At 70.2% G+C, this 24,763-nt stretch carries 26 protein-coding genes; 8 read left to right on the top strand and 18 right to left on the bottom strand.

The annotated features are described in order from the left end of the window. Positions 1 to 60 precede the first annotated feature (60 nt). The 6 genes from MUY22_RS10300 to MUY22_RS10280 all read right to left on the bottom strand — a co-directional run bounded on the left by MUY22_RS10300 (position 61) and on the right by MUY22_RS10280 (position 3,346). On the bottom strand, positions 61 to 372 hold the full coding sequence (locus MUY22_RS10300) for a DUF1416 domain-containing protein (protein ID WP_247059122.1): 312 nt from the start codon (positions 370 to 372) through the stop codon (positions 61 to 63). Continuing rightward, positions 372 to 1,208: a sulfurtransferase gene (locus MUY22_RS10295; RefSeq protein WP_247059120.1), complete on the bottom strand. Its 837-nt coding sequence runs from the start codon at positions 1,206 to 1,208 to the stop codon at positions 372 to 374. Before MUY22_RS10295 ends, MUY22_RS10300 begins: the two co-directional genes overlap by 1 nt. Positions 1,209 to 1,238: 30 nt before the next feature. Continuing rightward, a complete protein-coding gene (locus MUY22_RS10290; protein WP_247059118.1) occupies positions 1,239 to 1,673 on the bottom strand; it encodes a DUF4395 domain-containing protein in 435 nt (144 codons plus the stop codon). Between the two features lie 91 nt (positions 1,674 to 1,764). Further along, positions 1,765 to 1,860 (bottom strand): putative leader peptide, encoded by a 96-nt coding sequence (locus tag MUY22_RS49725; protein WP_371827599.1) that lies wholly within the window; start codon positions 1,858 to 1,860, stop codon positions 1,765 to 1,767. A gap of 142 nt (positions 1,861 to 2,002) precedes the next feature. Beyond that, complete coding sequence (locus MUY22_RS10285; RefSeq protein ID WP_247059115.1) at positions 2,003 to 2,437, bottom strand: thioredoxin family protein; 435 nt, start codon at positions 2,435 to 2,437, stop codon at positions 2,003 to 2,005. A 9-nt stretch (positions 2,438 to 2,446) separates the two neighbouring features. Continuing rightward, positions 2,447 to 3,346 (bottom strand): DUF2993 domain-containing protein, encoded by a 900-nt coding sequence (locus tag MUY22_RS10280; RefSeq protein WP_247059112.1) that lies wholly within the window; start codon positions 3,344 to 3,346, stop codon positions 2,447 to 2,449. A 174-nt stretch (positions 3,347 to 3,520) separates the two neighbouring features. Between MUY22_RS10280 and MUY22_RS10275 the strand changes: the two genes are divergently transcribed. The 6 genes from MUY22_RS10275 to pstB all read left to right on the top strand — a co-directional run bounded on the left by MUY22_RS10275 (position 3,521) and on the right by pstB (position 9,431). Beyond that, positions 3,521 to 4,276 (top strand): response regulator transcription factor, encoded by a 756-nt coding sequence (locus tag MUY22_RS10275; RefSeq protein ID WP_247059110.1) that lies wholly within the window; start codon positions 3,521 to 3,523, stop codon positions 4,274 to 4,276. 68 nt (positions 4,277 to 4,344) lie between these two features. Beyond that, entirely contained in the window at positions 4,345 to 5,250 is a 906-nt protein-coding gene (gene mshD / locus MUY22_RS10270) for a mycothiol synthase (protein WP_247059108.1), read from the top strand. A 227-nt stretch (positions 5,251 to 5,477) separates the two neighbouring features. Then, on the top strand, positions 5,478 to 6,608 hold the full coding sequence (gene pstS, locus MUY22_RS10265) for a phosphate ABC transporter substrate-binding protein PstS (RefSeq protein WP_247059106.1): 1,131 nt from the start codon (positions 5,478 to 5,480) through the stop codon (positions 6,606 to 6,608). 199 nt (positions 6,609 to 6,807) lie between these two features. Beyond that, positions 6,808 to 7,728, top strand: coding sequence for a phosphate ABC transporter permease subunit PstC (gene pstC / locus MUY22_RS10260; protein ID WP_247063793.1), 921 nt, complete (start codon positions 6,808 to 6,810; stop codon positions 7,726 to 7,728). Positions 7,729 to 7,730: 2 nt separating this feature from the next. Next, positions 7,731 to 8,645, top strand: coding sequence for a phosphate ABC transporter permease PstA (gene pstA, locus MUY22_RS10255; protein ID WP_247059104.1), 915 nt, complete (start codon positions 7,731 to 7,733; stop codon positions 8,643 to 8,645). A gap of 9 nt (positions 8,646 to 8,654) precedes the next feature. Continuing rightward, positions 8,655 to 9,431, top strand: a complete 777-nt coding sequence (gene pstB, locus MUY22_RS10250; protein WP_247059102.1) for a phosphate ABC transporter ATP-binding protein PstB — start codon at positions 8,655 to 8,657, stop codon at positions 9,429 to 9,431. A gap of 160 nt (positions 9,432 to 9,591) precedes the next feature. Here pstB and phoU read toward each other — a convergent pair whose 3' ends face one another. From phoU to MUY22_RS10190, 12 genes are all read right to left on the bottom strand, one after another. After that, entirely contained in the window at positions 9,592 to 10,257 is a 666-nt protein-coding gene (phoU, locus tag MUY22_RS10245; RefSeq protein WP_247059100.1) for a phosphate signaling complex protein PhoU, read from the bottom strand. An 83-nt stretch (positions 10,258 to 10,340) separates the two neighbouring features. Then, positions 10,341 to 11,801, bottom strand: coding sequence for an LCP family protein (locus MUY22_RS10240; protein WP_247063791.1), 1,461 nt, complete (start codon positions 11,799 to 11,801; stop codon positions 10,341 to 10,343). 1,083 nt (positions 11,802 to 12,884) lie between these two features. Then, the gene (locus tag MUY22_RS10235) at positions 12,885 to 13,589 is read right to left on the bottom strand and encodes a GGDEF domain-containing protein (protein ID WP_247063788.1); all 705 of its coding nucleotides are present in this window, start codon (positions 13,587 to 13,589) and stop codon (positions 12,885 to 12,887) included. Positions 13,590 to 13,709: 120 nt separating this feature from the next. Next, the gene (gene idi / locus MUY22_RS10230) at positions 13,710 to 14,273 is read right to left on the bottom strand and encodes an isopentenyl-diphosphate Delta-isomerase (protein ID WP_247059098.1); all 564 of its coding nucleotides are present in this window, start codon (positions 14,271 to 14,273) and stop codon (positions 13,710 to 13,712) included. Between the two features lie 82 nt (positions 14,274 to 14,355). Continuing rightward, positions 14,356 to 15,189 carry an alpha/beta fold hydrolase gene (locus tag MUY22_RS10225; RefSeq protein ID WP_247059097.1) on the bottom strand — a complete coding sequence of 278 codons (834 nt, stop codon included), beginning with the start codon at positions 15,187 to 15,189 and terminating at the stop codon, positions 14,356 to 14,358. Next, the gene (locus tag MUY22_RS10220; RefSeq protein ID WP_247059094.1) at positions 15,186 to 18,356 is read right to left on the bottom strand and encodes an NACHT domain-containing NTPase; all 3,171 of its coding nucleotides are present in this window, start codon (positions 18,354 to 18,356) and stop codon (positions 15,186 to 15,188) included. The genes MUY22_RS10225 and MUY22_RS10220 overlap by 4 nt, the downstream gene beginning before the upstream one ends. Positions 18,357 to 18,365: 9 nt before the next feature. Further along, entirely contained in the window at positions 18,366 to 18,893 is a 528-nt protein-coding gene (locus MUY22_RS10215; protein ID WP_247059092.1) for a cysteine hydrolase family protein, read from the bottom strand. Continuing rightward, a complete protein-coding gene (locus tag MUY22_RS10210; RefSeq protein ID WP_247059090.1) occupies positions 18,890 to 20,326 on the bottom strand; it encodes a cytosine permease in 1,437 nt (478 codons plus the stop codon). Before MUY22_RS10210 ends, MUY22_RS10215 begins: the two co-directional genes overlap by 4 nt. After that, on the bottom strand, positions 20,323 to 21,201 hold the full coding sequence (locus tag MUY22_RS10205) for a PfkB family carbohydrate kinase (protein ID WP_247059088.1): 879 nt from the start codon (positions 21,199 to 21,201) through the stop codon (positions 20,323 to 20,325). Before MUY22_RS10205 ends, MUY22_RS10210 begins: the two co-directional genes overlap by 4 nt. Beyond that, complete coding sequence (locus MUY22_RS10200) at positions 21,198 to 22,199, bottom strand: ADP-ribosylglycohydrolase family protein (protein ID WP_247059086.1); 1,002 nt, start codon at positions 22,197 to 22,199, stop codon at positions 21,198 to 21,200. Before MUY22_RS10200 ends, MUY22_RS10205 begins: the two co-directional genes overlap by 4 nt. Beyond that, positions 22,196 to 22,888 (bottom strand): GntR family transcriptional regulator, encoded by a 693-nt coding sequence (locus MUY22_RS10195; protein ID WP_247059084.1) that lies wholly within the window; start codon positions 22,886 to 22,888, stop codon positions 22,196 to 22,198. Before MUY22_RS10195 ends, MUY22_RS10200 begins: the two co-directional genes overlap by 4 nt. Positions 22,889 to 22,920: 32 nt before the next feature. After that, positions 22,921 to 23,580, bottom strand: a complete 660-nt coding sequence (locus tag MUY22_RS10190) for a VC0807 family protein (RefSeq protein WP_247059082.1) — start codon at positions 23,578 to 23,580, stop codon at positions 22,921 to 22,923. 143 nt (positions 23,581 to 23,723) lie between these two features. Between MUY22_RS10190 and MUY22_RS10185 the strand changes: the two genes are divergently transcribed. Both MUY22_RS10185 and MUY22_RS10180 read left to right on the top strand, forming a co-directional pair. Next, the gene (locus tag MUY22_RS10185; protein ID WP_247059080.1) at positions 23,724 to 24,056 is read left to right on the top strand and encodes a hypothetical protein; all 333 of its coding nucleotides are present in this window, start codon (positions 23,724 to 23,726) and stop codon (positions 24,054 to 24,056) included. Positions 24,057 to 24,061: 5 nt separating this feature from the next. Continuing rightward, entirely contained in the window at positions 24,062 to 24,757 is a 696-nt protein-coding gene (locus MUY22_RS10180; protein WP_247059079.1) for a hypothetical protein, read from the top strand. Positions 24,758 to 24,763: the final 6 nt, after the last annotated feature.

The raw sequence follows: 24,763 nt of genomic DNA, 5'->3' as shown, positions 1-24,763 counted from the left end.
GTGAGGGGCACCTTCAGGGACATGAAGTCCCTGAAGGTGCCCCTCACGGCAGAGCAGAACTCAGGCGACCGAGATGGCCAGCTGGTGCAGGCCGGGCCCGGAAGCGGTGACGGACGCTTCGCCGTTGCCGCTGCGGTGCAGCGCGCGCACGGTCCACTCGCCCGGCGCCGCGTAGAAGCGGAAGTCACCGTCGGCCGAGGAGACGACCTCGCCCGTGAAGTCGCCGCCGCCGTCCAGCAGCCGGACGAACGCGCCGCCGACCGGCCCGTCCGCGCCGGTCACCTTGCCGGCCAGGACGACCTGGCCCTTGGTGTCGTAGTCCGCCGGCGTGGCCTCCTGGACCGGTGCGCCGCAGCTGTCGTCGACCGCCATCACTTGGCTCCCAACTCGACCGGCACGCCGACCAGCGAGCCGTATTCCGTCCACGAACCGTCGTAGTTCTTCACGTCCTGGTGGCCGAGCAGCTCGTGCAGCGCGAACCACGCGATGGACGAGCGCTCACCGATGCGGCAGTAGGCGATGGTGCCCTTGCCGGCGTCGATGCCCTGCTCCTTGTAGAGCTCGTCGATCTCGCCCTCGGACTTGAAGGTGCCGTCCTCGTTGGCGACCTTCGCCCACGGCACGTTCAGCGCGCCCGGGATGTGGCCGGGGACCTGGGACTGCTCCTGCGGCAGGTGCGCCGGGGCGAGCAGCTTGCCGGAGAACTCGTCCGGCGACCGGACGTCGACGAAGTTCTTCGCGCCGATGGACTGGACGACCTCGTCGCGGAACGCGCGCAGGGACAGGTCCTGGTCCTTGGCCTTGTAGTCGGTGGTGTCGCGCTTGACGTCGTCGGAGTTCAGCTCCCGGCCGTCGAGCTCCCACTTCTTGCGGCCGCCGTCGAGCAGCTGGACGTTCTCGTGGCCGTAGAGCTTGAAGTACCAGTACGCGTAGGCGGCGAACCAGTTGTTGTTGCCGCCGTAGAGGATCACGCGGTCGTCGTTCGAGATGCCCTTCTCCGACAGGAGCTTCTCGAAGCCCTCCTTGGAGACGAAGTCGCGGCGCACCCCGTCCTGCAGGTCCTTGCGCCAGTCGAACTTCACCGCGCCCCGGATGTGGCCGCCGTCGTAGGCGGTGGTGTCCTCGTCGACCTCGGCGAACACGACGCCGGGGGTGTCCAGGTTCTCCTCGGCCCACTGGGTGGTGACCAGGACGTCTTCACGGCTCATGGAGATGAACTCTCTTTCTGGGTTGGATCTTCAGGACGACGCGCGGGCGGGACTGAAGCGTTTGAGGAGCAAGAACATTTCGCAGCCCAAGCAGAAGTTGAAGGCCGCGTTGAGGAAGGCCGCGAAGAGCGCGAAGGCCGTCGCGACGATGCCGAGGGGCGTAATCCCGACGGCGAAGCCGATGGTGCCGACGAGCGCGAACACGAACCCGACGGCCTGGGCGAACCGCAGCGGCGCCGCGTCCTCCCGCTCGGTCGTCGGGCCGAGGCGCGGGGCCACCAGGTAGCGGTAGGCGATCGAGTACGGCGCGGGCTTGAGCCCGACGAACGCGCCGATCGCGAAGACGACGGTCTGGATCGCCAGCAACGGCCACCACTGGGTGACCAGGACGACCGCGAGCACGATCGTCGTCAGGATGGCGGCGAACCGCGGGCCACGCGGGTCGACGGCCGGTCCGGCGGACATGGTTCCTCCAGCTGGAGCAGAGGGGATGCGTGCGAACGGCACGCGTCAGCGTTTTCAGGCTGGCTGGGGACCGAGGCGGTGAAGACGTCGTTCAGCGCTGGTCTGGCTGAAGGCGACACAGGCTGCTGCGGACGCGGCAGAGGTCTACCGCGCGTCGCTGCGTCAAGAAGGTGGTCAGCCTGGTCACGGGTGCGAGGGTACCCAGTGCTCCCTCAGAGTGGGAACCACGTTCATACCTTGGGACGATTCCCGCCTGTTGGGACCGCGCGACCCCCTGGACGCATCTTTCCTAGGGAAAGTGAATGTGCGAGTGCAAACAAAGGTGGGGTTCAGGGGGTGTGCGTGGTGAGGTGCGGGCGGAGTGCGTCCAGGAGGTCGGGGCCCTTCGGGACGCCGCCGACGCGCAGCAGCTCCCGGCCGTCCGGGGTCAGCGCGATCGTGGTCGGCGTCCGCAGCACGGCCAGGGCCTGCGCGACCTCCGGCTGGTTGGTGACGTCGAGTTCGACGTGGTGCAGGCCGTCGGTGCGCTCGGCCAGCGGCGCGAGGACGGCCTTCGCGTGCCGGCAGGGCGCGCAGAAGGTGGTGGAGATCTGGACCAGCGTCACGGCGGACGCCGGGTCGAGGACGGCGGCGACGGGGCCGGGCAGCTCACGCACGGGATCGGCGTCCCGCGCCTCCCGCACCCGGCCGTTGCGGGCCCGCAGCAGCAGCCCGGCGGCCGTCCCGGCCACCAGCACCGCCACGAGCACCCACAGCCCCGTCACCGGTCACTCCTACTTGCTCAGGTCCGCGAAGGACACGTTCGACGCCTCGCCCTTGATCGTCACCGATCCGCTCTGCACCCGCACGCCGGTCGGCGTCACCGACAGCGGCAGGTCCTTCGTCGCGATCGACGCGTTGAAGTTCGGCAGCAGCGCCTTCTGCACCGCCTGGGGAACGACCGTCGTCTCCTGGTCATTCCCGAACTGCAGCCGCTTCGGCGCGAAGGTGATCGTTCCCGCCTTCGCGTCCGCCTCGATCATCGCGAAGCAGAAGATTTCCAGATCCTTGCCCGCGAACTGAAGGTGTCCCGAAATGCGGACGCCGGTGCTCGACTCGTCGACCGGCTGGCCGTCGGCGGCGGTCGTGGTGGTCGTCGGCGTCGGCTCGGCCTGCCCGGAGTCGCCGTTCTGGACGTAGTCCGTGGTCGCGGGCTCGATCCGCAGGTCCTTGATCTTGTCCAGCGGCGAGATGCGGGCCAGGTCGGCGGCCTTGATGGTGACCGCCCCGGTCAGTTTGCCGATGGTGATGGCCTTGGTGTTGCCGTTCGTGAGGTCCGACAGCGGCGCGGTGACGTCCTCGAGCTCGGCGTTCAGCGCGACGTCCTGGAGCTTGTCGCCGACCGGCACGCCGGCGGCCGACACGCTGATGTGACTGTAGTCACCGCCCAGGGCCTGCGTGAGGAACGGGAAGCCGTGGATGGTGACCGACGGGTCGTCGGTCAGCTGCAGCTGTTCGCGCGCCTTCTGCGAGATCGTGTGCTCGGCGAACGCGGCGGCCCCGAAGTCGGCGCCGACCAGCAGCAGCACCAGCACGACCAGGGCGATCACCCAGCGACGGCCCCGGCGGCCGCGGCGTCGCGCGTCCGGCCTCGGTGCGGGTCGGTCGTCCCGGGTCACGGGCCTGCTCACCATCGCGTCCGTACTCCTGTTTCGTCGGGGTTGCTCGGGGTTCGTCGGGCGCACCGGGGGTTTCTCCAGGTGTGATCGATCCAGCAAGGGTTAGGTACCCGGCCGTCGAGCCGCTATTCTCACTTAGCACCGACTAACGCCACCGTGAGGCGACGACTTGAGAAGGCGGTGCGGCTCATGAGCCTGGACCTTCTGGTACTGACTGCGGAAGCGGATGCCACGTCGGTGCTGCCCGCGCTGGACCTGCTGCCGCACACCGTACGCGTCCGTCCCCCCGAGGTGACCGCCCTGCTCGACGCGGGTCACCGGGACGTCATCCTGCTGGACGCGCGCAGCGATCTGGCCTCGGCGAAGAGCCTCTGCCGGCTGCTCAAGGGCACCGGCGAAGACGAGGCCTCCACCCCGATCATCGCCGTCGTCGGCGAAGGCGGCCTGGTGGCCGTGAGCGCCGAATGGCGCACCGACGACATCCTCTTGCCGACGGCGGGCCCGGCCGAGGTCGACGCCCGGCTGCGGCTGGTCACCACCCGCGACGGCGGTTCCGCGCAGGTCGACGCCGAGCTGCGGGTCGGCGAGCTGGTCATCGACGAGGCGACCTATACGGCGCGCCTCAAGCGGCGCACGCTGGAGCTCACTTACAAGGAGTTCGAGCTGCTCAAGTACCTCGCGCAGCACGCCGGGCGGGTGTTCACCCGCGCCCAGCTGCTGCAGGAGGTCTGGGGCTACGACTTCTTCGGGGGCACCCGCACGGTCGACGTCCACGTCCGGCGGCTGCGCGCCAAGCTCGGCCCGGAGCACGAGCAGATGATCGGCACCGTGCGCAACGTCGGCTACAAGTTCGAGCGGCCCGCCAAGGGCGCGCAGCAGCGGCCGAACCTGCCGGTGCAGGCGTCCGCCGAGGCCCCGGCCGACACCCCCGAACACGCGCACTAGGTCCCCCACGCTCTCCAGGACGTCCCGCACGACCTTCGCGTTGCTCCGGTCCCGGGTACGGTCCAGGGGTGAGCGGAGACGGGGAATGGCTTCAGGAGCTGGACGAGCAGCAGCTCGCGCACGTGCGGCAGCTGCTGCTGGCCGTGCGCGAGGCGGACGGGCGGCCCGAGGTCGAACCCGACGGCGCGCTGCCGGGCGAGTTCGACGGCGGTGAGCACCTCGTCGCCTGCGTCGAAGGCGACGTCGTCGGCTACGCGCACCTCGACACCACGGGTGACTCCTTCGGCCACCAGGTCGCCGAGCTGCTCGTGCACCCCGCCCACCGCAACCGCGGGTACGGCGCGAAGCTGCTCCAGGCGCTCGACGAGCGCGCCGCCGTCGGGTTCCGCGTCTGGGCCCACGGCGACCACCCCGCGGCCCGGCAGCTCGCGCTGCGGACCGGGCTGGAGCGCAAGCGCGAACTGCTGATCCTGCACACCACCGTCGACGGCGCGGACTGGCCGGAGCCGGTGTTGCGCGACGGAGTCTCGCTGCGCACCTTCGTGCCGGAGCAGGACGAGGACGCCGTCGTCCAGGTCAACGCGCGCGCCTTCGACTGGCACCCCGAGCAGGGCGCGATGACCGCGGACGACATCCGCGCCGACGAGCGGCGGTCGTGGTTCGCCCCCGCCGGCTTCTTCCTCGCCGAGGAGAACGGTGCGGTGATCGGCTTCCACTGGACGAAGGTGCACGAGGCCACGCCGGGCCGGTTCGGCGGCGAGCGCGTCGGCGAGGTGTACGTCGTCGGCGTCGACCCGGCCGCCCAGGGCGGCGGCCTCGGCCGGGCGCTGACGCTGGCCGGGCTGCGGTACCTGGCGGAGCAGGGGATGCGGCAGGTGATCCTGTACGTCGAGGGCGACAACGCCCCGGCGCTGGCGGTCTACACCAAGCTCGGGTTCACGCGTCACGAGACCGACGTCCAGTACGGTCGGTGACCACGTTGGACGCCGTGCAAGCGGTCCGTCACTGTCGGCAAACCCCCAGGTCACGGCCAGGACACGGCATCCTTTCGGAGTAGTCGCACTGCTCACATCCGGGGCCTTGTTCACTTTGCGTTCATTTGTTCACGGCTGACCGTCCACCAGGGCTGCCTAATGTCCGGATCCGGCGCGGCGAAACACGCCGCTGCCGAACCCGTGATGCTCCTGATGGAGGAAATGCAGTGAAGATCATGCGGCCCCTGAGCGCGGTCGGCATCGTGGCGAGCGCCGCGCTCGTGCTCGCCGCCTGTGGTTCCGACCCGGCGGCGACGAACAGCAGCAGCTCGAACTCGGCTGCGGCTCCGGCCGCCACCGGCACGGCCGACGTGGCGTGCGGCGGCAAGAGCCCGCTGTCCGCCGAAGGCTCGTCGGCCCAGAAGAACGCGATCGACATCTTCACGCAGCAGTACAGCAAGAAGTGCTCGGGCCAGCAGGTCAACTACAACCCCAGTGGCTCGGGCGCCGGCGTCAAGCAGTTCAACGCCAACCAGATCGACTTCGGCGGCTCGGACTCGCCGGCCACCGGCGCGGACCTCGACGCGGCCACCAAGCGCTGCGCGAGCCCCGCCTGGAACATCCCGATGGTCGTCGGCCCGGTGGCCGTCGCCTACAAGCTGTCCGGTGTGGACAAGCTGACGCTGACCCCCTCGGTCATCGCCAAGATCTTCAGCGGCGGCGTCACCAAGTGGAACGACCCGGCCATCAAGGCGGTCAAGGGCAACGAGAGCGCGAACCTGCCGGACAAGGCCATCCAGGTCGTCTCCCGCGCCGACGAGTCGGGCACCACCGACAACTTCCAGAAGTACCTGGGCGCGGCGGCGAAGGCCGACTGGACCAAGGGTGCCGGCAAGAAGTTCAACGGTGGCGTCGGCAACGGTGCGCAGGGCTCCAACGGTGTCGCGACCGCGGTGAAGGCCGCCGACGGCGCCATCACCTACGTCGAGGGCGCGTTCGCCAAGGACGGCCTCACGCCGGCCCTGATCGACAGCGGCTCCGGCGGCGTCGAGCTGAACTCGGAGAACGTGGCGAAGTCGCTCGACTCGGCCAAGTTCCTCAAGGACGGCACGAACGACCTCGCGCTCGACCTCAACGGCATCTACGCCAGCAACACCCCGGGTGCCTACCCGCTGCTGCTGACGACCTACGAGATCGTCTGCTCGAAGTACGCGAACGCCGATGTCTCGAAGGCCGTCAAGGCGTTCCTGACGGTGGCCGCCACCGACGGTCAGCAGCCGCTGTCCGCCAAGGGCTACGTGCCGATCCCGCAGTCGCTGCAGACCAAGGTCCTGGCCGCGGTCCAGGCGATCTCCTGACCCCGCGTTGCGACTGGTACCCGAGTTGATAGAGGCTGGTCAGAAGTAGCTGATGAGCGAGTCATCCTCGACGCGAACGCCCACCGGCGACCCCGGTGGGCGTTCGTCGTCCGCCACCACGCCCCCGGAGGATCCGATTTCGGAGCAACCCACCTCGACGGCGGTGCCCGAGCCGCCCGCGAGCGAGAAGCGGAAGAAGGTGCGGCCCGGTGACCGCATCTTCCAGAACCTGACCACCGGGGCCGGGATCTTCGTCGTCGCCCTGATCGGCCTGATCGGGCTCTTCCTGCTCATCCAGGCGATCCCCGCGCTGCAGGCCAACAAGGCCAGCTTCCTGACCAACCACGGCTGGTCGACCAACGACCCCGCGAACATGTCGTTCGGCATCCTCGACCTCCTCGAGGTCACGGTGGCGACGTCGCTGGTGGCGCTGATCATCGCGATGCCGGTGTCGCTGGGCATCGCGCTGTTCCTGACCCACTACGCGCCGAAGCGGCTCGCGCGGCCGTTCGCCTACGTCATCGACCTGCTCGCCGCGGTGCCGTCGATCATCTTCGGCCTCTGGGGCATCCTGGTCTTCGCGCCGGCGATCGAGCCGTTCTCGCAGTGGATCAACGACACCTTCTCGTGGTTCCCGCTGCTGGCGCCCGGCAACGTCGCGCCGAGCGTGCGCGGCACGATCTTCACCGCCGGCATCGTGCTGGCCGTGATGATCCTGCCGATCATCACCTCGCTCTCGCGCGAGGTGTTCGAGCGCACGCCGACCCCGCACCTCGAAGGCGCGCTGGCGCTCGGCGCCACGCGCTGGGAAGTCATCCGCACCACCGTGCTGCCGTTCGGCAAGGCCGGCTACATCGGCGCGTCGATGCTCGGTCTCGGCCGCGCGCTCGGCGAGACGATCGCGCTGGCCGTCATCCTGCTCATCCCGCAGGGCCGGAACTTCGACTGGAGCCTCTTCGACGGCGGTTCGACGTTCGCCTCGAAGATCGCCGCCAACTACAGCGAGTTCAACAACGAGATCTCGGCGGGCGCGTACATCGCGGCCGGCCTGGTGCTGTTCGTGCTCACGTTCCTCGTCAACTTCGCGGCGCGGTCCGTCATCGGCAAGAAGGGAGAGTGAGCATGACCACCACGCTCGAAGCCCCCGCCACGACTCCCGCGTTCCAGCAGGTCAGCCTGGCCCGCAAGGTCAAGAACGGGCTGGCGACCACGCTGGTCTGGCTGTCGTTCCTGATCGCCGTCGTCCCGCTGGTGTGGGTGCTGTACACGGTCGTCGCGAACGGCATCAAGCGCATCCCGTACAGCAACTGGTGGTCGCAGGACCTGGGCAACTACCTGTCCGACGAGGTCGGCGGCGGCGTGCTGCACGCCATCATCGGCAGCCTGCTGCAGGGCCTGGTCTGCGCGATCATCGCGGTGCCGATCGGCATGCTCGTCGCGATCTACCTCGTCGAGTACGGCCGCGGAAAGCTCATGAAGGCCACCACCTTCATGGTCGACATCCTCTCCGGTGTCCCCTCGATCGTCGCCGCGCTGTTCATCTACGCGCTCTGGATCACCACGTTCGGCTTGCCGCGCAGCGGTTTCGCCGTGTCGCTGGCCCTGGTGCTGCTGATGATCCCGGTCGTCGTCCGCTCGTCGGAGGAGATGCTGCGGATCGTCCCGGACGACCTGCGCGAGGCCTCCTACGCGCTGGGCGTGCCGAAGTGGAAGACGATCGTGAAGATCGTGCTGCCGACGGCGTTGTCCGGCATCATCGGCGGCATCATGATGGCGCTCGCCCGCGTGATGGGCGAGACCGCGCCGCTGCTGGTCCTCGTCGGCTACTCGGCCTACACGAACTGGGACATCTTCAGCGGCGAGCAGGCGGCGCTCCCGCTGCTGATGAACAACGAGCGCGTCACCAACTCGATGGACCCCGGCTCGGTCGGCTTCGACCGGATCTGGGGCGCGGCGCTGACGCTGGTGCTCATCATCGCGATCATCAACCTCCTCGCCACCGTGTTCGCGCGCCTTGTCGCCCCGAAGAAGAAGTGAGCTGTAGCCATGGCAAAGCGAATCGACGTCAAGGACGTGGACATCTACTACGGCAAGTTCCACGCCGTCGACGGTGTCTCCCTCTCCGTGCCGCCGCGTAACGTCACCGCGTTCATCGGCCCGTCGGGCTGTGGCAAGTCGACGGTGCTGCGCACGCTGAACCGCATGCACGAGGTCATCCCCGGCGCCCGCGTCGAGGGCGACGTCCTGCTGGACGGCGAGAACATCTACGCGTCGGCCGTCGACCCGGTCCAGGTGCGCCGCACGATCGGCATGGTGTTCCAGCGCCCCAACCCGTTCCCGACGATGTCCATCCGGGACAACGTCGTCGCCGGGCTGAAGCTGGGCGGCACCAAGAACCGCAAGACGCTCGACGAGATCGGCGAGCGCGCCCTGCGCGGCGCCAACCTCTGGAACGAGGTCAAGGACCGCCTCAACAAACCGGGCGGCGGCCTGTCGGGCGGGCAGCAGCAGCGTCTGTGCATCGCCCGCGCGATCGCGGTGCAGCCGGACGTGCTCCTGATGGACGAGCCGTGCTCGGCCCTGGACCCGATCTCGACCCTGGCGATCGAGGACCTGATCGGTGAGCTGAAGAAGGACTACACGATCGTCATCGTCACGCACAACATGCAGCAGGCAGCCCGGGTTTCCGACCAGACGGCGTTCTTCAACCTCGCCGGCGTCGGGCAGCCGGGCCGGCTGGTGGAGCTCAACGACACGGAGAAGATCTTCTCCAACCCGGACGAGAAGGCCACGGAAGATTACATTTCCGGCCGTTTCGGCTGAGTAGTCGTTGTCACGGAAGGCCTTTCTCGCCCGCGCTCGGGGCCGGCGAGAAAGGCCTTCTTCTTTTGTCCGGGTAGTGTCCGAAGTGGATGTTCGAAACCATTTGATACACAAAGAAAAGCCCCCGGCGCCGGCCGGGGGCTTTCCTGTCGAACGAGGCTCAGATGTCGTCGTCGGAACCGTAGCCCGGCATCTTTCCGGTGACCACGAAGATCATCCGCTTCGCGACCGACACCGCGTGGTCGGCGTAGCGCTCGTAGAAGCGGCCCAGCAGGGTGACGTCGACCGCGGCCGCGACGCCGTGGGGCCACTCGCGGTCCATCAGGACGGTGAACAGGTGGCGGTGGATGTCGTCCACCTGGTCGTCGTCGGACTCCAGCGACTTCGCCGCCTCGACGTCCTTCGTCTTGATGACCACCTCGGTCTGCCGGGCCAGCTTGACCGCGACCTCGCCCATCTCGGCGAAGTACGGCCGCACGGCGTCGGGCAGCACCGGTTCGGGGTGCCGCCGCCGCGCCGCCTTCGCGACGTGCAGGGCCAGATCGCCCATCCGCTCCAGGCTTTCCGCGGCGTGGATCGCCGCGAGCACGGTCCGCAGATCGGTCGCCACCGGCGCCTGCAGCGCGAGGAGGGCGTACGCCTGCTCCTCGCACAGAGCGCGGGCGTCGTCGACCTTCGCGTCGTCGCTGATCACCTGCTCGGCGAGACTGAGGTCGACCTCCAGGAGCGACCGCGTGGCGCGCTCCATGGCGTCGGCGACCTGAAGCGACATGGCCGCCAGGTTGTCGGCGAGCTGTTCGAGTTCGACATGGTAAGCCTCACGCATGGCCCAACCCTACGGCCAACCGTGGTCCGATACCGCATCGCCGGGTGAACCGCACGTGAACCCGGACTAACGATCCTCGCGCGTCAGCCCGTGCTGCTCGTGCTGCTCGTCTTCTTGCTGCCGCTCGACGTCTTCGACGTGGTCTTGGACGACGATGACGACGACTTCGACGAGCTGCTGGGCGGCGGCTGCTCGCTCTGCGGGATCGGCGCGTTCGGGTCGGGCAGCGCGGTGTTGTTGCGCAGCGCGTCGAACAACGCCTTCGCCTTGCTGCGGACGAGGACCTCGTTGCCGCGGTTGTTGGGCAGCCCGACCGTCGGCACGGTGAGGAACGAGATCTTCGACTGGTCGAGGCCCTTCATCGACTGCGCGAGCGTCATCATCTGCTTGACGCCGAGGTTGTCGCCGAAGGTGGCTTTCGCGAACGCCGTGATGAAGTCGCTGAGCTTCCCGGGGTCGAGGACGACGTCGGACGACATGACCTTCTTCAGCAGCGCCCCGATGAACGCCTGCTGCCGCTTGATCCGGCCGTAGTCGGACGTCGGGTCGCCCTTGACGTGCCGCGCGCGGACGAAGTTCAGCGCCTGGTCACCGGAGATCGTCACGTCGCCGGTCTCCAGCAGCACCTTGCCGAGGATGGTGTCGTCGATCGGGATCTCGTTGTGGACGGTGACGCCGTGGACCGCGTCGACCATCTCCTTGAAGCCGTTGAAGTCGATCCCGACGAAGTGGTTGATCCGCAGCCCGGTGATCTGCTGGATCACCTTCGTGATGCAGGGCGGCCCGCCGACCGCGTACGCGGTGTTGAGCTTCGCGATCTTCTGGCCGGGGACCTTCTCGTCGGTGTCCTTGTTCTGCGCCGGGTCCCAGCGCTGGCAGTCGGGCCGGTCGATCTCGAGGTCGCGCGGGAACGACGTGACGACGACCCGCTGCCGGTCGGCCGGGATGTGCGCCACCATCACGGTGTCCGAGCGCGCGCCCGGCGTGCTGTCCGCCGTGCCGACGCCTTCTTCGGCCGCCGCGCCGTCGCGGGTGTCCGACCCGACCATGAGGAAGTTCTCGTCGTTGGCCTGCGCCGCGGCGTCCTGGATGTCGGACGAGTTCTCGTCGAGGGCCGAGATCTGTGTGAACTTCGCGTCGAAGTAGGTCTGGGCGCCCCACGCGCCGCCGACGCCGAGGAAGACGAGCGCCGCGACGGAGGCGGCGGCGATCCGCCCGAACCGGCTCACCCGCTCGTTCTTCCGCTGCTTCTTCTCCTGCAGCCGGGTCTGCGCGGCCAGCTCGGCGGCGTCGACCTCGGGCTCGTCGCCGCCGATCGGGGTGACGACGCGCTGAAGCGCCGTACGCGTGCTTTCGATCAGCGAAGCGGGGGAGAGCCGCTCACGGCGTTCGCGTCGCTTCGCCTCTTCGGCGTTTCCTTCGTCGTGCGCGGCCGAGAACCGGGCGAGGGTGTGGTCGATCTTGCGGCGGTACTGCGTCGCCTCGTCGATCGCTTCCATCTCGTCGGTCATGGTCAGCGGGTCGAGCTCGGCGCGCGACGGCACCGCGCCCACGGCGGGTGCGTCGGCCTGCGGGTGCCGGAGCGCGGTGGTGTCGGCCGCCGCGGCCGCGGGGCGCTGCGCCGGCGCGTCGGCCTGCGGGCGCCGCGGCGCGGTGGTGTCGCCGGCGGGCCGGGCGCGTCCCGGTGCCGAAGATTCCTTGGCCGCCGCGCGCTTGGCCGCCGGCGAGTCGGCCGGCGGACGCCGCCCGGGCGGGGTTTCCCCGGCGGGTCGGACGCGTCCCGGCGCCGACGACTCGTTCGCGGCGGCGCGCTTCGCCGCCGGGCCGTCAGCGGGCTTCGGCGGGGCAGTTGGTGGCCGCTTCACCGGAAACGCGTCGGGCCCCGGGGGGCGCTGGAGTGCCGGCGCGTCCGGCCGCGGCGGTACTGCGCCGTCCGGAGCGGGCGCCGGGCGACGGAGCCGGCGGGGCGGCTGTTGCGCGGCCGACGTCTGCTGCTGACCGGGGTTCGTGGCCGGCGGGCGGCGCTGGAGCGGGGCCTCGGGCTGCGGGGCGGCGGCGGTCGAGCGGCGGGGCTGCCGCGGCCGCGGGGGGCCCGGTTGCCGTGTGGCGTCCGCGGGTGCCGGGTTGTCCGAGGAGGGTTGCGCCGGTCGCGGCGCATGCGCCCGAGGCGGCTGCGCGGCCCGGGGCTGGGCGGCGGGCTCGGCCCCGTGCGCGCGGTGTCCCGGCTGGTCAGTGCGGTCCTGCTGATCACGCGGCGGGACAGGCCGGACACCGGTGGTCTTGGCGACGACGTCCGAAACGCTGATCCCGCCCTGGTCCTCCATGGACCTGCGTCTGCCGCTTCGGGGTCGCGCTGGACCATCGACGCGGCGACCGGTTCCCGGGCTGTCGTGCTCGTCCGGCACTCGGTCTCCTTTCGCGCGGTCGCAGGGCGGCTCTTCGACTAGGCCGTCTTCCCCCGCCAGAGGTGATCGTTCCCCCGGAGGTTTTCGTTATCGTACGGATACCCCCCGTTCGTGACGACACCCTCCCGGAATTTTCTTCACCTTGAGTCGACGAACGGCTGCTTGGCGTCGACAAACGGGTGAAGACGCCTTTACTCAATCCGGGGTAATCCGAAGTTTACGTTACTCTGAGTGGGTTATTAACCGAGTGGTTTGCGCGTCGTGATAGGCGACTTTGTTCCGCCCGGCACGTTTCGCGGCGTAAAGCAAGGTGTCCGCGCACCGAAGCTGGCGCTCCGGACTGGGCTCCGCGTCCGCCTCGGTCGCACCGTCGTGGGCGAGCCCGGCGCTGATCGTCACGCGGAGTCCCGGCTGGAGTTCTGACCACGGGTGACGGGCGACGCGCACCCGGGCGGCGTCGACGATGCGGACGGCGGCCCCGACGTCGACGCCGGGCAGCCACAGCACGAACTCCTCGCCGCCGTACCGAGCGCAGAAGCCGTCTTCGGGCAGTTCCTCCTGGAGGAGGTCGGCCACCCGGCGGAGGACGCGATCGCCGACGAGGTGACCGTACGTGTCGTTGACGAGCTTGAAGCGGTCGAGATCGATCAGCGCGATGGCCAGCGGCGGCCGCGGCCGGGCGGGGTGCCGGCCGGTGACCGGCCCGTAGAGGCGCTCGTCGAGGTACCGGCGGTTGTAGCTCGACGTCAGCGCGTCGCGCAGGCTGCCGTCGCGCGCGATGTCGAGCGCCGAGCGCAGGTGCTGGTAGGCGCGACGCCAGTCGCCTTGGGTGGCGAGCAGGCTCGCGACGGCCTCGTGGAGGCGGAGCAGGTCCGGCGGCCGGGGTCCGCCGGGCCGGCGCAGCGCGCCTTCGTCCTCGGCGACCATGCCCACCTCCACCACGCATTGGTTGTCGTCGTAGAGGTGCTCGTGCTTGAGGTGTGGGTACGGACGAAAGTGAATTTCGCTCAAACGGGAGGTCGCTGGTGACTCAGCGGAGTCGGGGCGTCAGAGGTCCGAGAACGGCTTTATGCCCTTGAGCTGCTCGAACTGGTCCTTGGCCCAGTAACTCACATTAGCCGTCTTGTCGGTCAACAACTCCGTGTAGTCGTTCCAGGAGATCCAGCGCCAGCCGTCGACCTCGGCGGGGTTCGGCGCGGGCTCGGTGTCGGTCCAGGCGGCGAACACCGGGCAGAACTCGTTTTCGACGATTCCCTCGAACGGCGGCGTCCGGTACCGGTACTTCGGCAGCACGCAGTGCAGGCCGGACAGCGACGGCAGCCCGATCTCGTAGGCGGCGCGGCGGCGGACGGCGTCCTCGAGGGACTCGCCCGGCGCGGGGTGCCCGCAGACGCTGTTGGTCCAGACTCCGGGCCAGACCTTCTTCTCGTGGGCGCGCTGGGTGATCAACAGGGCCTGGTCGCTGCGACGCAGGACGTAGCAGGAGAACGCCAGGTGCAGCCGGGTGTGCTCGTGGTGGCTGGCCAGCTTGGGCCCGGTCTCGCCGGTGGGCACGCCGTCTTCGGTGACGAAGACGACTCGCTCGGTCTCGGTTTCGGTCGCGGTATCCACGCGCCCCAGTAGACACGACGGCCGCGGGTGTCCCGTACCGCGAGGCGGGTGGCTGCGGTGATCACGGCAGGGTGATGGGCGGCTACCGCGCGTCGAGGTGCTCGACGAGCAGCGTCGTGACGGACTCCGGCGCCTCCTCGGGCGCCCAGTGCGTGACGTCCTCGAGCATCTCGAAGCGGTAGGGCCCGGTGACCCAGTTGCCGGTGTCGAGCGCGGCGGTCGAGCCGAACGAGACGTCCTCGGTGCTCCAGATGTAGAGCGTCGGCAGGTCGATCTTGCCGATCTTCCCGCCGGGCCGGCCCGCGCGGTACCAGTTGAGCGCGGCGGTGAGCGCCCCCGGCTCGGACAGCCGCCGGATGTACTCGTCGACCTTGCTCGGCGACACCCGCCGCTCGAACATGTCCCGCAGCGCCCGGCCGTCGTTCTCGAGCATCCGCCGTTCGGTGACGCGCGTCTGCCGCCACTCGGTCATGTACTGCGTCCGCAGGTACTGGTCCTCATCGGCCTTCATCGCGGCGGAGAGCGCGGCGGGGTGCGGCGTCGAGACCACGGCCAGGCTGCGCAGCCGTTCGGGGTGCGCGTCGGCGGTCCACCAGGCGACGGCCCCACCCCAGTCGTGCCCGACGAGGTCGAACTTCCCCCACCCGAGCTTGTCGGCGATGGCGATGACGTCCCCGACGAGGTGATCGATCCGGTAATCGGCGGCCGGTTCGGGCCGCACCCCGGGCGAATACCCCCGCTGATCGGGCGCGACGGCCCGGTAGCCGAGCACCCCGAGGGTGGCGACCTGGTGCTCCCACTCGACGGCGGCTTCGGGAAAACCGTGCAACAGCATCACGGGCCGCCCGTCTTCGGGCCCGGCGGCAATGGCGTCGAAGGAACCGGCTTCGGTGGTGACGCTGATGTGGTCGATCACGGTCCCGAATCTACTTCGGCCGAGTTGAGCGTGACGACGGCACTGCCGGGTCCCAGCGAGTCGGCTCCGATGAGTTCGATGTGGGTGCTCACCTCGACGCGCAGCCCGGAGTGCCCGGCGAGCGGCCGCAGGTCCAGCGGACCCGACCCGGTCACCCGCAGTGCTTCGAGTTCGTGGAGATCGGCCAGCGGCGTTAGGTCGGGCACCGTGCGGAGCGCCCGCAGCCGCAGCGTCCGCAGCCGGCTCAGCCCGGACAGCACCGACACGTCGGTCAGCTCGACGCCGGTGAGATCGAGCAACCGCAGCTCGGTCAGCTCGCCGACCGGGGCCGGGTCGACGGCCGGGCAGGCGATCAGCCGCAGCCGTCCCAGCCGGTCGGCCCACCGGCGCAGCAGCGACACGTCCGCGAGGGCCTGGCAGCCCTGGAAGCTGAGGGAAACCGGCGCGGTCAGGAACGCCAGCGGCGTCAGGTCGGTCAGCCGGAAGACGTTGCCGAGCGACAGCGACCGCAGGCCGGTCAGCGCCGTGAGGTCGGCCAGGCGCGCCGGGTCGTCGATCCAGCTCAGCTGGAGGTCCTTCAGCCGGGGCAGGCTCGCCAGCGCCGCCCAGCCGTGGGTTTCGATCCGGGCCTCGATCGAAGTCAGGCCGCGCACCTCGGCGAGCGGGGCGAGGTCGATCGACTGCGGGAGTGGCGGTCCGGTCAGCGCGAGCTGCTTCAGGCCCGTGCCGGCCAGCGCCGGCAGGTCGTACCCGGCGAGGTCCGAGACCCCGAGCACCTTCAGCCGGGGCAGGTCGCGAACGAAGTCCAGCCGGCCGTGACCGTCGCCGAACTCGCACCGCAGCCCCACGAGCCGGCGCAAGTGCTTCAGGTTCGCCGACATCGCCGGGTCGCGGACGCTGACAAAACCGTCCACCAGCGGGGACTCCGCGAGCACCCGCTCGGCGTACTCCTCGGGATCGAACTTGTCCCACGCCGCAATCAGCGTCGAGGCGACGTCCGGATCCTCGCTCCCGGCGTACCGGGCGAGGAGGTCGAGGGCCGCGGCGCCGCCGACGAGCGCGACCGCGTTCAGCAGGAACGGGACCTCGGCGGGCTCGGGTTCGCAGGTGGCGAGGAGGTCGAGGACGAACTCGCCGGCCGCCGCCAGCGCCGCCGCCTCCTCGGTGGACTTCGGCGGGATCAGGGTGCTCGCGCGGTCCTCGATCTCGTTGCGCAGCCGCTCGTTCAGCTCCGGCGACGTCTCCAGGCAAGCCAGCGCCACCAAGTCGAGCTTCAGCCGCTGCGCCTCGTCGGCGTCCCAGGTGAGCAACCCGTCCAGGAGGCTTTCGCGCTGCGCGGGATGCGCGTGGCCCGCCGCCATCACGACCACCTCGCGCCACTCGTCCCAGTACGCGTTGGCGATCAGGATGCCGATGTCGTCCTCTTCGACGGCCGCCTGGGCCGCCAGGTACTCCTGGAACGTCCGGTGCACGAAGTCGATCCGGCCCGGCACCGGCTCGCGCAGCACGCCGCCGCGGTCGAGGAGGTGGCGGAACACCGTGCGCGGGGTGACGTCGATCTGGCCCATCGACCGCAGCTTCGCCGCGATGCGCGCCTCGGCGTCGGCGATCGAGGTGTCCGTGTGACCGTTGCGCACCAGCCAATAAGCTATGTGCCGCAACAGAACCAGCTTCTCCGTCAACGAGAGCCGGATCGGCGACTCGATCCGCCGCTCGACGTCGCGGCTGTCGAGCAGCATGCGCAACGCGACCTCGTACAGCTCCATCCGGTTGTCCGGCAGCTGCCCGTTGCCCTCGTGGTGCAACGCGCAGAGCAGCGCGCACAGCAACGGGTTCTCGGCGAGCCGCCGCAACGCACTGCGCGCGCCGATGGCCGAGATCAGGGCGTCACGGCGGTCGTCGAGGGGGTCGCCGGGCATGGCCGCGTGCCAGCGGGTGACGAACGTCCGGACGTCGCGCGGGGTCATCGGCTGGAGCCGGACCTCGGTGAAACCCTCACCGTGCAGCCAGTCGGGAGCCACGGCGGCCGGGCGGGTGGTCACGACGTACCGGGCCCGCGGGAACGCCACGACGAGTTCGCGGAGCCAGTCCCGCACCTCGCGGCGCCGGTCGTCCGGCAGCTCGTCGAGGCCGTCGACGAGCAGCACGGCCCGGCCGCGGCGCAGCCGCTCCTGCACCCAGCCGCGGGGCATCTCGTCGGCGATGTGGCGGCCGACCTCGTCGAGGAACTGCTCCGGTGCCGGCAGCCGGGACCGGCTGAACCGCCGCAGCCGCACCAGGAACGGCTCCAGGCCGGCCCAGCCCTCGACGTCCTGCAGGCTCCGGCTCGCGCACTGGACGGCCAGCCACTGCAGCAGCGTCGTCTTCCCGGAACCGGCCTCGCCGCGCAGCAGGATCCGCGACGTGTGCGGCAGGACGTGCTCGATCCGGTCGCCGGACACGCCGTCCTGGTCGGCGCTGACACTCAGGCTCAGGTAGGCGACCGACAGCGGGTACAGGCGCGTCGCGTCGGCCAGGCCCGCGCCGAACAACGCCATCCGGTCGAGCGCCGTCACGACCTGGCGGCGGAAGTCCGCGGCGAAGTCGTCCGGGTGCCGGCGTTCGGGGAGCGCGGCCAGCACGTTGCGGACCGTCTCGAGGATCTCCGTCTCCCGCTGGAGGATCTCGACGAGCGCGCCCGGCTGGAACCGGGGCAGCGTGCTCGTGACCTGCACCAGGTACGCGCAGCACTCCCGGAGGACGCGCTGGTACAGCTCCACCGTGTCGGCCGACAGCAGGAACTCGCGCGGGACGCCGGGGACGGTCCGGAGCAGCGAGCGGTACAGGAACGCGGCGTCGAGGTCGGTCGCGAACAGGTCGTCGTCGGTCAGCGCGGCCCGGTCGAACGTCTCGCGCGCGGCGTCCACCGCGGCGGCCCGCTCGTGCTCCGGCAGCGCGCGGAACTCGACGTCGAGGAACGGCAGGAGGCGGTCGGCCACCCGCGACTCGAGGTTGGTGAACAGCAGCCGGAGCTTGCGGCGGTCGTTGAGCCCGGTGACCTGCTTCTCCAGCAGGTCGAAGACCTTGGCCGTGGCGTCGGCGGCGATCGGGCGGTCGCCGAGCCAGATCTTCGCCGCGGCCTTTACGACCGCCGTGGTCAACGCGATCGCCGAGGCTTCGAGGCTCACCGGTCGAGCCTAGCCGAGCACCTCCTCCGAAGTGGCCACCTTCACCAGCGGCCCGTACAGGCGCAGGATATCCAGCGTCTTCGCGTGGCTCTCGTCGTCGACCCCCGCGCACGCGTCCGAGACGACCGTGACCGCGACGCCCGCGTCCGCCGCCGCCAAGGCTGTCGACAACACGCAGCAGTCCGTCGACACGCCCGCCAGCACCAGGCGCGCGCCGCCCACCCGGGTCGCCAGGCGTGGATTCCACTTGCCGAACGTCGTCGCGTCCACAGTGGACGCCGGTTGGAACTCGGGGATCACTTGGTACAACGGCGACTCCGGTGGTTGCAAGGCGAACGGCCACTGCGCGTAGTACTGCCTCCACGCACCTTCCGGGCGAGCCGGCGCGATGAACCGGGTGAACACGACGTCGTCGCCGAACGCCTTCACCAGGCGGTGGATTCGCGGTACCACCTCCGCGAAGCGCGGGGTGAACCACTCGCTCGCCGGGTCGGCGAAGATGTTCTGCAGGTCGATGACCGCCAGGATCGACTTCACACTGCCTCCTGAGCGCGGATCCGCCGTTTTGTCGCCAGCGTGACGGCGAACCCGAGCACCAGCGCCACCAGCACACCGAGGTTGGCGAACGCCCACGAGCCGTCGCGGCCGCCGAGGCCGAACGGTTCCAGCAGGTAACCCTGCCAGTTCAGCCAGCCCGCGGACGTGTTCGTCACCAGGCCCCAGCCGAGCGCGGTCGCGACCACGATCAGCGCGATCGGGCCGACCCGGACGTCTCCGTAGCGACCCGACCGGTCGAACAGGTCCTGCTCGGCGTAGTCGCGACGGCGCAGCAGGACGTCCGCCAGCATCACGCCGCACCAGGCCGCGACCGGGACACCCAGCGTGACCAGGAAACCCTGGAACTGCCCGAGGAAGCCGTCGCTGAAGAAGACGATGTAGACCGTGCCGAGCACCATGAGCACGCCGTCGACGAGCGCCGCGATCGGCCGCGGCACGCGCACGCCGGCCGAGAGCAGCGCCAGCCCGGACGAGTAGATGTCCAGCACCGCGCCGCCGACCAGGCCCAGCACCGCGACGATCGCGAACGGCACCAGGAACCACAGCGGCAGCAACGTCGTCAGCGCGCCGATCGGGTCGAGGCCGATCGCTTTGCTCAGGTCGGTCGACGACCCGGCCAGCAGCAGCCCGAACACCAGCAGCACCAGCGGCGCGACCGACGCGCCGAACGTCGTCCAGCCGATCACGCCACGTCCGGACGCCGAGCGTGGCAGGTACCGCGAGTAGTCCGCAGCCGCGTTGACCCAGCCGAGGCCGAAGCCGGTCATCAGGAACACCAGGGCGCCGATCCACTGCTGCGCGGAGCCGGACGGCAGCGCGCTGACCGCGTCCCAGTGGACGTCACCCGCCACCAAGATCACGTAGACGATCGTGAGCACGCCGGTGATCCAGGTGATCCACGTCTGCAGCTTCATGATGGCGTCGAACCCGAGCACGCCGGCGCCGACGATCAGCACCGCGACCACGACCAGCGCGATCACGCTCGCCGCCGTGCCGTCACCCCAGCCGAGCCGCTTGACCACGGTCCCGGTGGCCAGCGTCGCCAGCGCCGTGAGCACGGTTTCCCAGCCCACGGTGAGGATCCACGAGATCGCCGACGGCAACCGGTTGCCGCGGACGCCGAAGGCCGCACGCGAGAGCAGCATCGTCGGCGCGGACCCGCGTTTGCCCGCGATCGCGACGAACCCGCACAGCAGGAACGAGAAGACGATCCCGACGACGCCGGCGACCAGCGCCTGCCAGAACGAGATGCCGAACGCGAGCGTGAACGAGCCGTAACTCAGCCCGAGCACCGAGACGTTCGCGCCGAACCACGGCCAGAACAGCCCGCGCGGGCTGCCGCGGCGCTCGGCGTCGTCGATCACGTCGAGGCCGTTGGTCTCCATCTTGAGCTTGCGTTCGGTCGTGGTCATGGCTCGTTCCTGGTCAGTAGGCGGTCGATCGCCGCCCGGTCCGGTGCGGTGGCCGGACCCCGGCGGGTCACCGAAAGCGCGGCCGCCGCGTTGGCACGCACGGCGGCGTCGAGGAGGGTACTGCCGCGCAACAGCTCCGCGGCCAGCACGCCGCAATGCGTGTCGCCCGCGCCGTTGGTGTCCACGGCGTCCACGGGGAAGCCCGGGACCTCCGCGGTCCGGCCGTTTTCGTGGACGCGGCAACCCTTCGCGCCGTCGCGGACGACGGCAACCGAGGGCAGCTCGCCGAGGACCTCGGCTTCGCACGCGTTGCAGCTGAGAATGTCTACTATGGACAGTGTGTCACGGAGGGCTCCAAGATCAAGCTCGGCGATGAGTGGGCCGGGGTCGAACAGAATCCTCGAGCCGGGCAGATGGGGCAGCCAAGCGAAGAGAGCAGTTCGATTGATCTCGTGCAACAGACTGTACCCGGTGACGTAGACGACGTCGTCACTCTTTGGGTGGACATGATCGAGAAGTGCGGGGTACAGCCGTCCTTCGGCGCCGGTGCCGGTTGCGAAGGTGCGCTCGCCGGTCGCGTCGACGAGCGCGACGACGACGCCGGTGTCCAGGTCCGGCGTCGGTTCGTGGGCCACCTGGATGCCTTCGTGCGCAAGGGCTTCGCGGGCGAGGTCGCCGAAGGCGCCGGTGCCGTGGCTGCCCGCGTACAGCACCCGGGCGCCGGAGCGCGCGGCCGCGGACATGACGTTGAAACCGCCACCAGGCAGCAAGTTCGTCGAAGACGCCAGGACGTCGCCGCCCGGCGGTGGCAGCGTGGGCACCGCCATGACCAGGTCGATCACGACCTGTCCGGTGTGCACCAGCCGCCCGGTCACCGCGCGCGCCGTCTCAGGGTGAGGAGCTCGTCCACCAGCGGCCCGAGGTCGAGGTGGTTCACGGTGCGGACGGTCTCGGCGAGGTCCGCCGGGATGGCGTCGACGCCGTGCGCGGCGCCGAGCATGGCCCCGCAGATCGCCGCGACGGTGTCGGTGTCGCCGCCCAGCCCGGCGGCCAGGCGCAGCGCCGCGGCCGGGTCGTCGCCCATGGCTTCGGCCAGCGCGAAAGCGGCCACGACGGACTCCTGCGACGCCACGGACGTCCCGATCACCTCGGCGACCGCGTCGGCGACGGCGTCGTGCGTCATGCCCCGCACCCAGCCGCGCGCCCAGTGGATCCGGGCGGCGATCTCGCCGCCGGCCGCCCAGTGCCCGCGTTCCCCGCCGACGACGGCCGCGCGCTCGCCGGCGTCGAGCGCTTCGGGCAGGCTCGCGCCGTCGACCCCGGCGGAGACGGCGGCCGCGACCGCCGCCGCGGCGGCGATGCCGAGGCTGGTGTTGTGGGTGACGCGCGCGGTCGCGACGACCGCGTCGACCAGGGCGTGCAGGTTCCCCGACGGCGTCGCGATGCCGACCGGCGTGACGCGCATGGCGGCGCCGTTGGTGGTCCCGGTGCGGCCGGCTTCGTCGGCCGGGACGCCGTCCTGGAGGCGGGAGAGCGCGCGTTTCGTCGACGGGCCGAGCAGGTCCGCGGAGCCGCGGCGGACCATGTCCGCCTCCCAGATGAGCAGGGCGTCGGCGAAGACCCGCGGGTCGACGGTGCCGCGGCCGTCGATGAGCAGCCGGGCCAGCAGGATGGCCTGCTCGGTGTCGTCGGTGATCGAGCCGGCGGGCATCGACGGCGCGACCGGCTGCTCGGCGACGGCGGTGAGCAGCCCGGTGACCGGCCCGTAGGCGGCGGCGATGGCGGCGCGGGACATGGACTGCGTCGGCATCCCGAGTGCGTCGCCGACGGCGAGCCCGGTGAACGCGCCGAGCGCCCGGTCCCGCGCGGTCACCGGTGTCCGAAGGTGAGGTGGAACTGGAACCGGTCGGGGTCCAGGAGGCTGACGACGCGTTCGACGAGCCGGCCCTCGACGTCGACCGAGGTGCGCTCGGCGCGGAGGAAGAGCTCACCGATGGCGCGGCCGAGGAGCCCGGCGGCGCAGGCGTCGAGCCGTTCGGTGCTGATCCACTGGTCCCCGCCGGTGGAGACCAGTCCGGCGGCTTCGAGCGTCTTGGTCAGGGAGTCGTCCCGGAGACCGGTTCCGGGGAGTTCGGCCAGCGGCCCGATCGCGGGCACGGTCGCCGTCTCGAGGGAGATCCCGCGCCCGTGTTCCCGCCGCACCCGCCGGACGGCGACGTAGCTGTCCAGCCCGAATTCCTCTTGCAGGCCTTGGTCTTCGACGGCTTCGATGCCGAGCAGCTCGGTGGTGACGGGCGCCCCGGCGTCGGCCAGGGCGCGGGCCCAGCCGAGCCGCTGGTCGAGCTGGACGCCGTCGAAGGTGACGAACGAGCCGACGCCGGCCTGGGTGGAGATGAGCTCGAGCTGCTGCAGTTCGGAGAGCGCGCTGCGGACGGTGCCGCGGCTGACCTGGTACTGCAGCGCGAGCTGGTTCTCGCCGGGCAGCCGATCGCCGTGGGCCAGCCGCCCGGACCGGATCAGGTCGGAGAGATCGCCGACCAGCTGCTCCCGCTTGGTGTACATGTACACACCTGTACACCCGTGGTTTCCGCAGGTCAAGCGGCGACGAGCGTGCGGTCGTCCGTCTTGGCCTCGTTCGCGACCATCTCGCCGGCCTCGGCGCTCATCGCCCCGGCCACGACCATGATCACGGCGAAGGAGCCGATGAACAGGACGGTGCTCAGCCACACCATGGTCTCGACGGGCAGCGTGAAGGCACCGACGACCCGAGCCGCGCTCTCCAGCATGAAGCCGATGCCCCAGACGAAGCTGGCGCGACGCAGGACGGTCTCGAACCGGCGGTTGCCGGTGAGGCGTTCCCAGGCGCTTTCGTGGTCGGCCTTGCCGTGGGTGAGGAACGGGCGCAGCGCCTTGGTCATGATCGGCTGCGCGCCGAACGCGGAGATCAGGATGACGAGCCCGGTGATCCCACTGCCGATCGAGTCCTTGGCGATCATCATCCGCGCGTCCCCGGCGACGAAGGTCAGCAGCATCCCGACGACGTTGGTCACCAGCACGACGAGCGCGAGACCGTTGAGCGTCCGGTCCTTGGCGAACTGGTAGAGCGTCCGCGCCAGGGGAACGACCCCGCTGAGGGCGAGCGACAGGAAGACGCTGGCCCCGAGCGAGTGGAGCCCGTAGTAGACCCCGGTCGGCAGGGCGATCTCGACGGCGAGCGTCTTGAGGAGCGAGGCGGGAGCGCTGGAGTTCGTCATGGCAAGAGCTTGTCGCGGCGGAGGACCAGGCAAGGATGCCGTCCGCCACGACTTCGGGCTGACAGATGTCATGGTCGCCGGTGTCTCCGAAGCCGTTGACTCGCTAGCATTCGAGGCCACGGCTTCGACGACGGCAGGTGACAGTGAATCCCTGGGTACAGGCCGGCCTGTCCCTGCTCGCCGGTGTGCTGACCGCAGGCGCGGCCGTGGTGGGAGTCCGCTTCTCGGTCCGCGGCAACGACCGGGCCACCGAGCAGCGTGAGCTCGCCGCTCGCCGCGAAGAGTGGTGGCGGCGCTTCGTGTGGGCGTCGGAACTCGCGCTCGACGACCTGCCGGCCAAACGGGTCGTCGGCTTGAAGCTGCTGGCCAAGCTCGCGCAGTCCGAGCTCGCTCAGCGCGACGAGTGCCTGTTGCTCGACGTCTTCCAGGGGCGTGTACTGGACAAGCTGCTCGACGATCTCGCTGAGCCGGAGTGAATCCGATGGACATCACGGAGGAGCACATCGCGGCCGCCCAGCTGCGCGTGGTGCTGGACGAAAAGCTGGGGCGAACCACTCCGGAGTGGGTGCGCCAGGTTGCCTCGGCGGCGCCGGATCACGCACCCGCCGCGAGATCGATCGTCATGGGTGCGGGGGGCGGTGGCGTGAGGTTCCCGTCGTTGCTCCGAATACCGGAGGGGTTTCTTCGCGCGATCGTCGAGCTTGAAGATGCGGGAGTGGCCCCAACCCGCGCTCGCGTGGCGGCGCGGGTCGGGAGCAGCGGCCCGACCACGAGCGGAGTCGTCGATCAACTGGTGCGAGACGGACTCGTGGCGGAAACGGAAACCGGGTTGCAGGTGACTGAGGGCGGCCGCGCGGCGCTCGGTTCCCCGCTCGCCGGACCCGACATCGAGATCGTTGCCTTGGCTGGAACGGACAGCAGTGACCTGTTCGGACTGATGATCGAACTCGGTGACAAAGCACCTGAGCGATGGCGCGCCTCACGGGTGGGAACGCGGCTCCGCATCGCCGACCTGCCGGATCCCGACCTCGAAGTTCTGGTTCAGCTGGTGACGAGCTGGCTGGCACGGACTCGCCACGCCGCGTTGCAACTGCGCCGAGGGGACCAGGTCGTGGAGATCCGGGCCGGCCAGAACCTCGACGTGGCGGCGCTGCTTTCCGCGCTCGTCAGGAGCTGAGAGCTT

Origin of the sequence: Amycolatopsis sp. WQ 127309 (genome assembly GCF_023023025.1) — a bacterium.
GTDB lineage: Bacteria > Actinomycetota > Actinomycetes > Mycobacteriales > Pseudonocardiaceae > Amycolatopsis.
The sequence above is the reverse complement of the archived record's forward strand: the minus strand, read 5'-3'. Positions and strand labels throughout refer to the sequence as shown.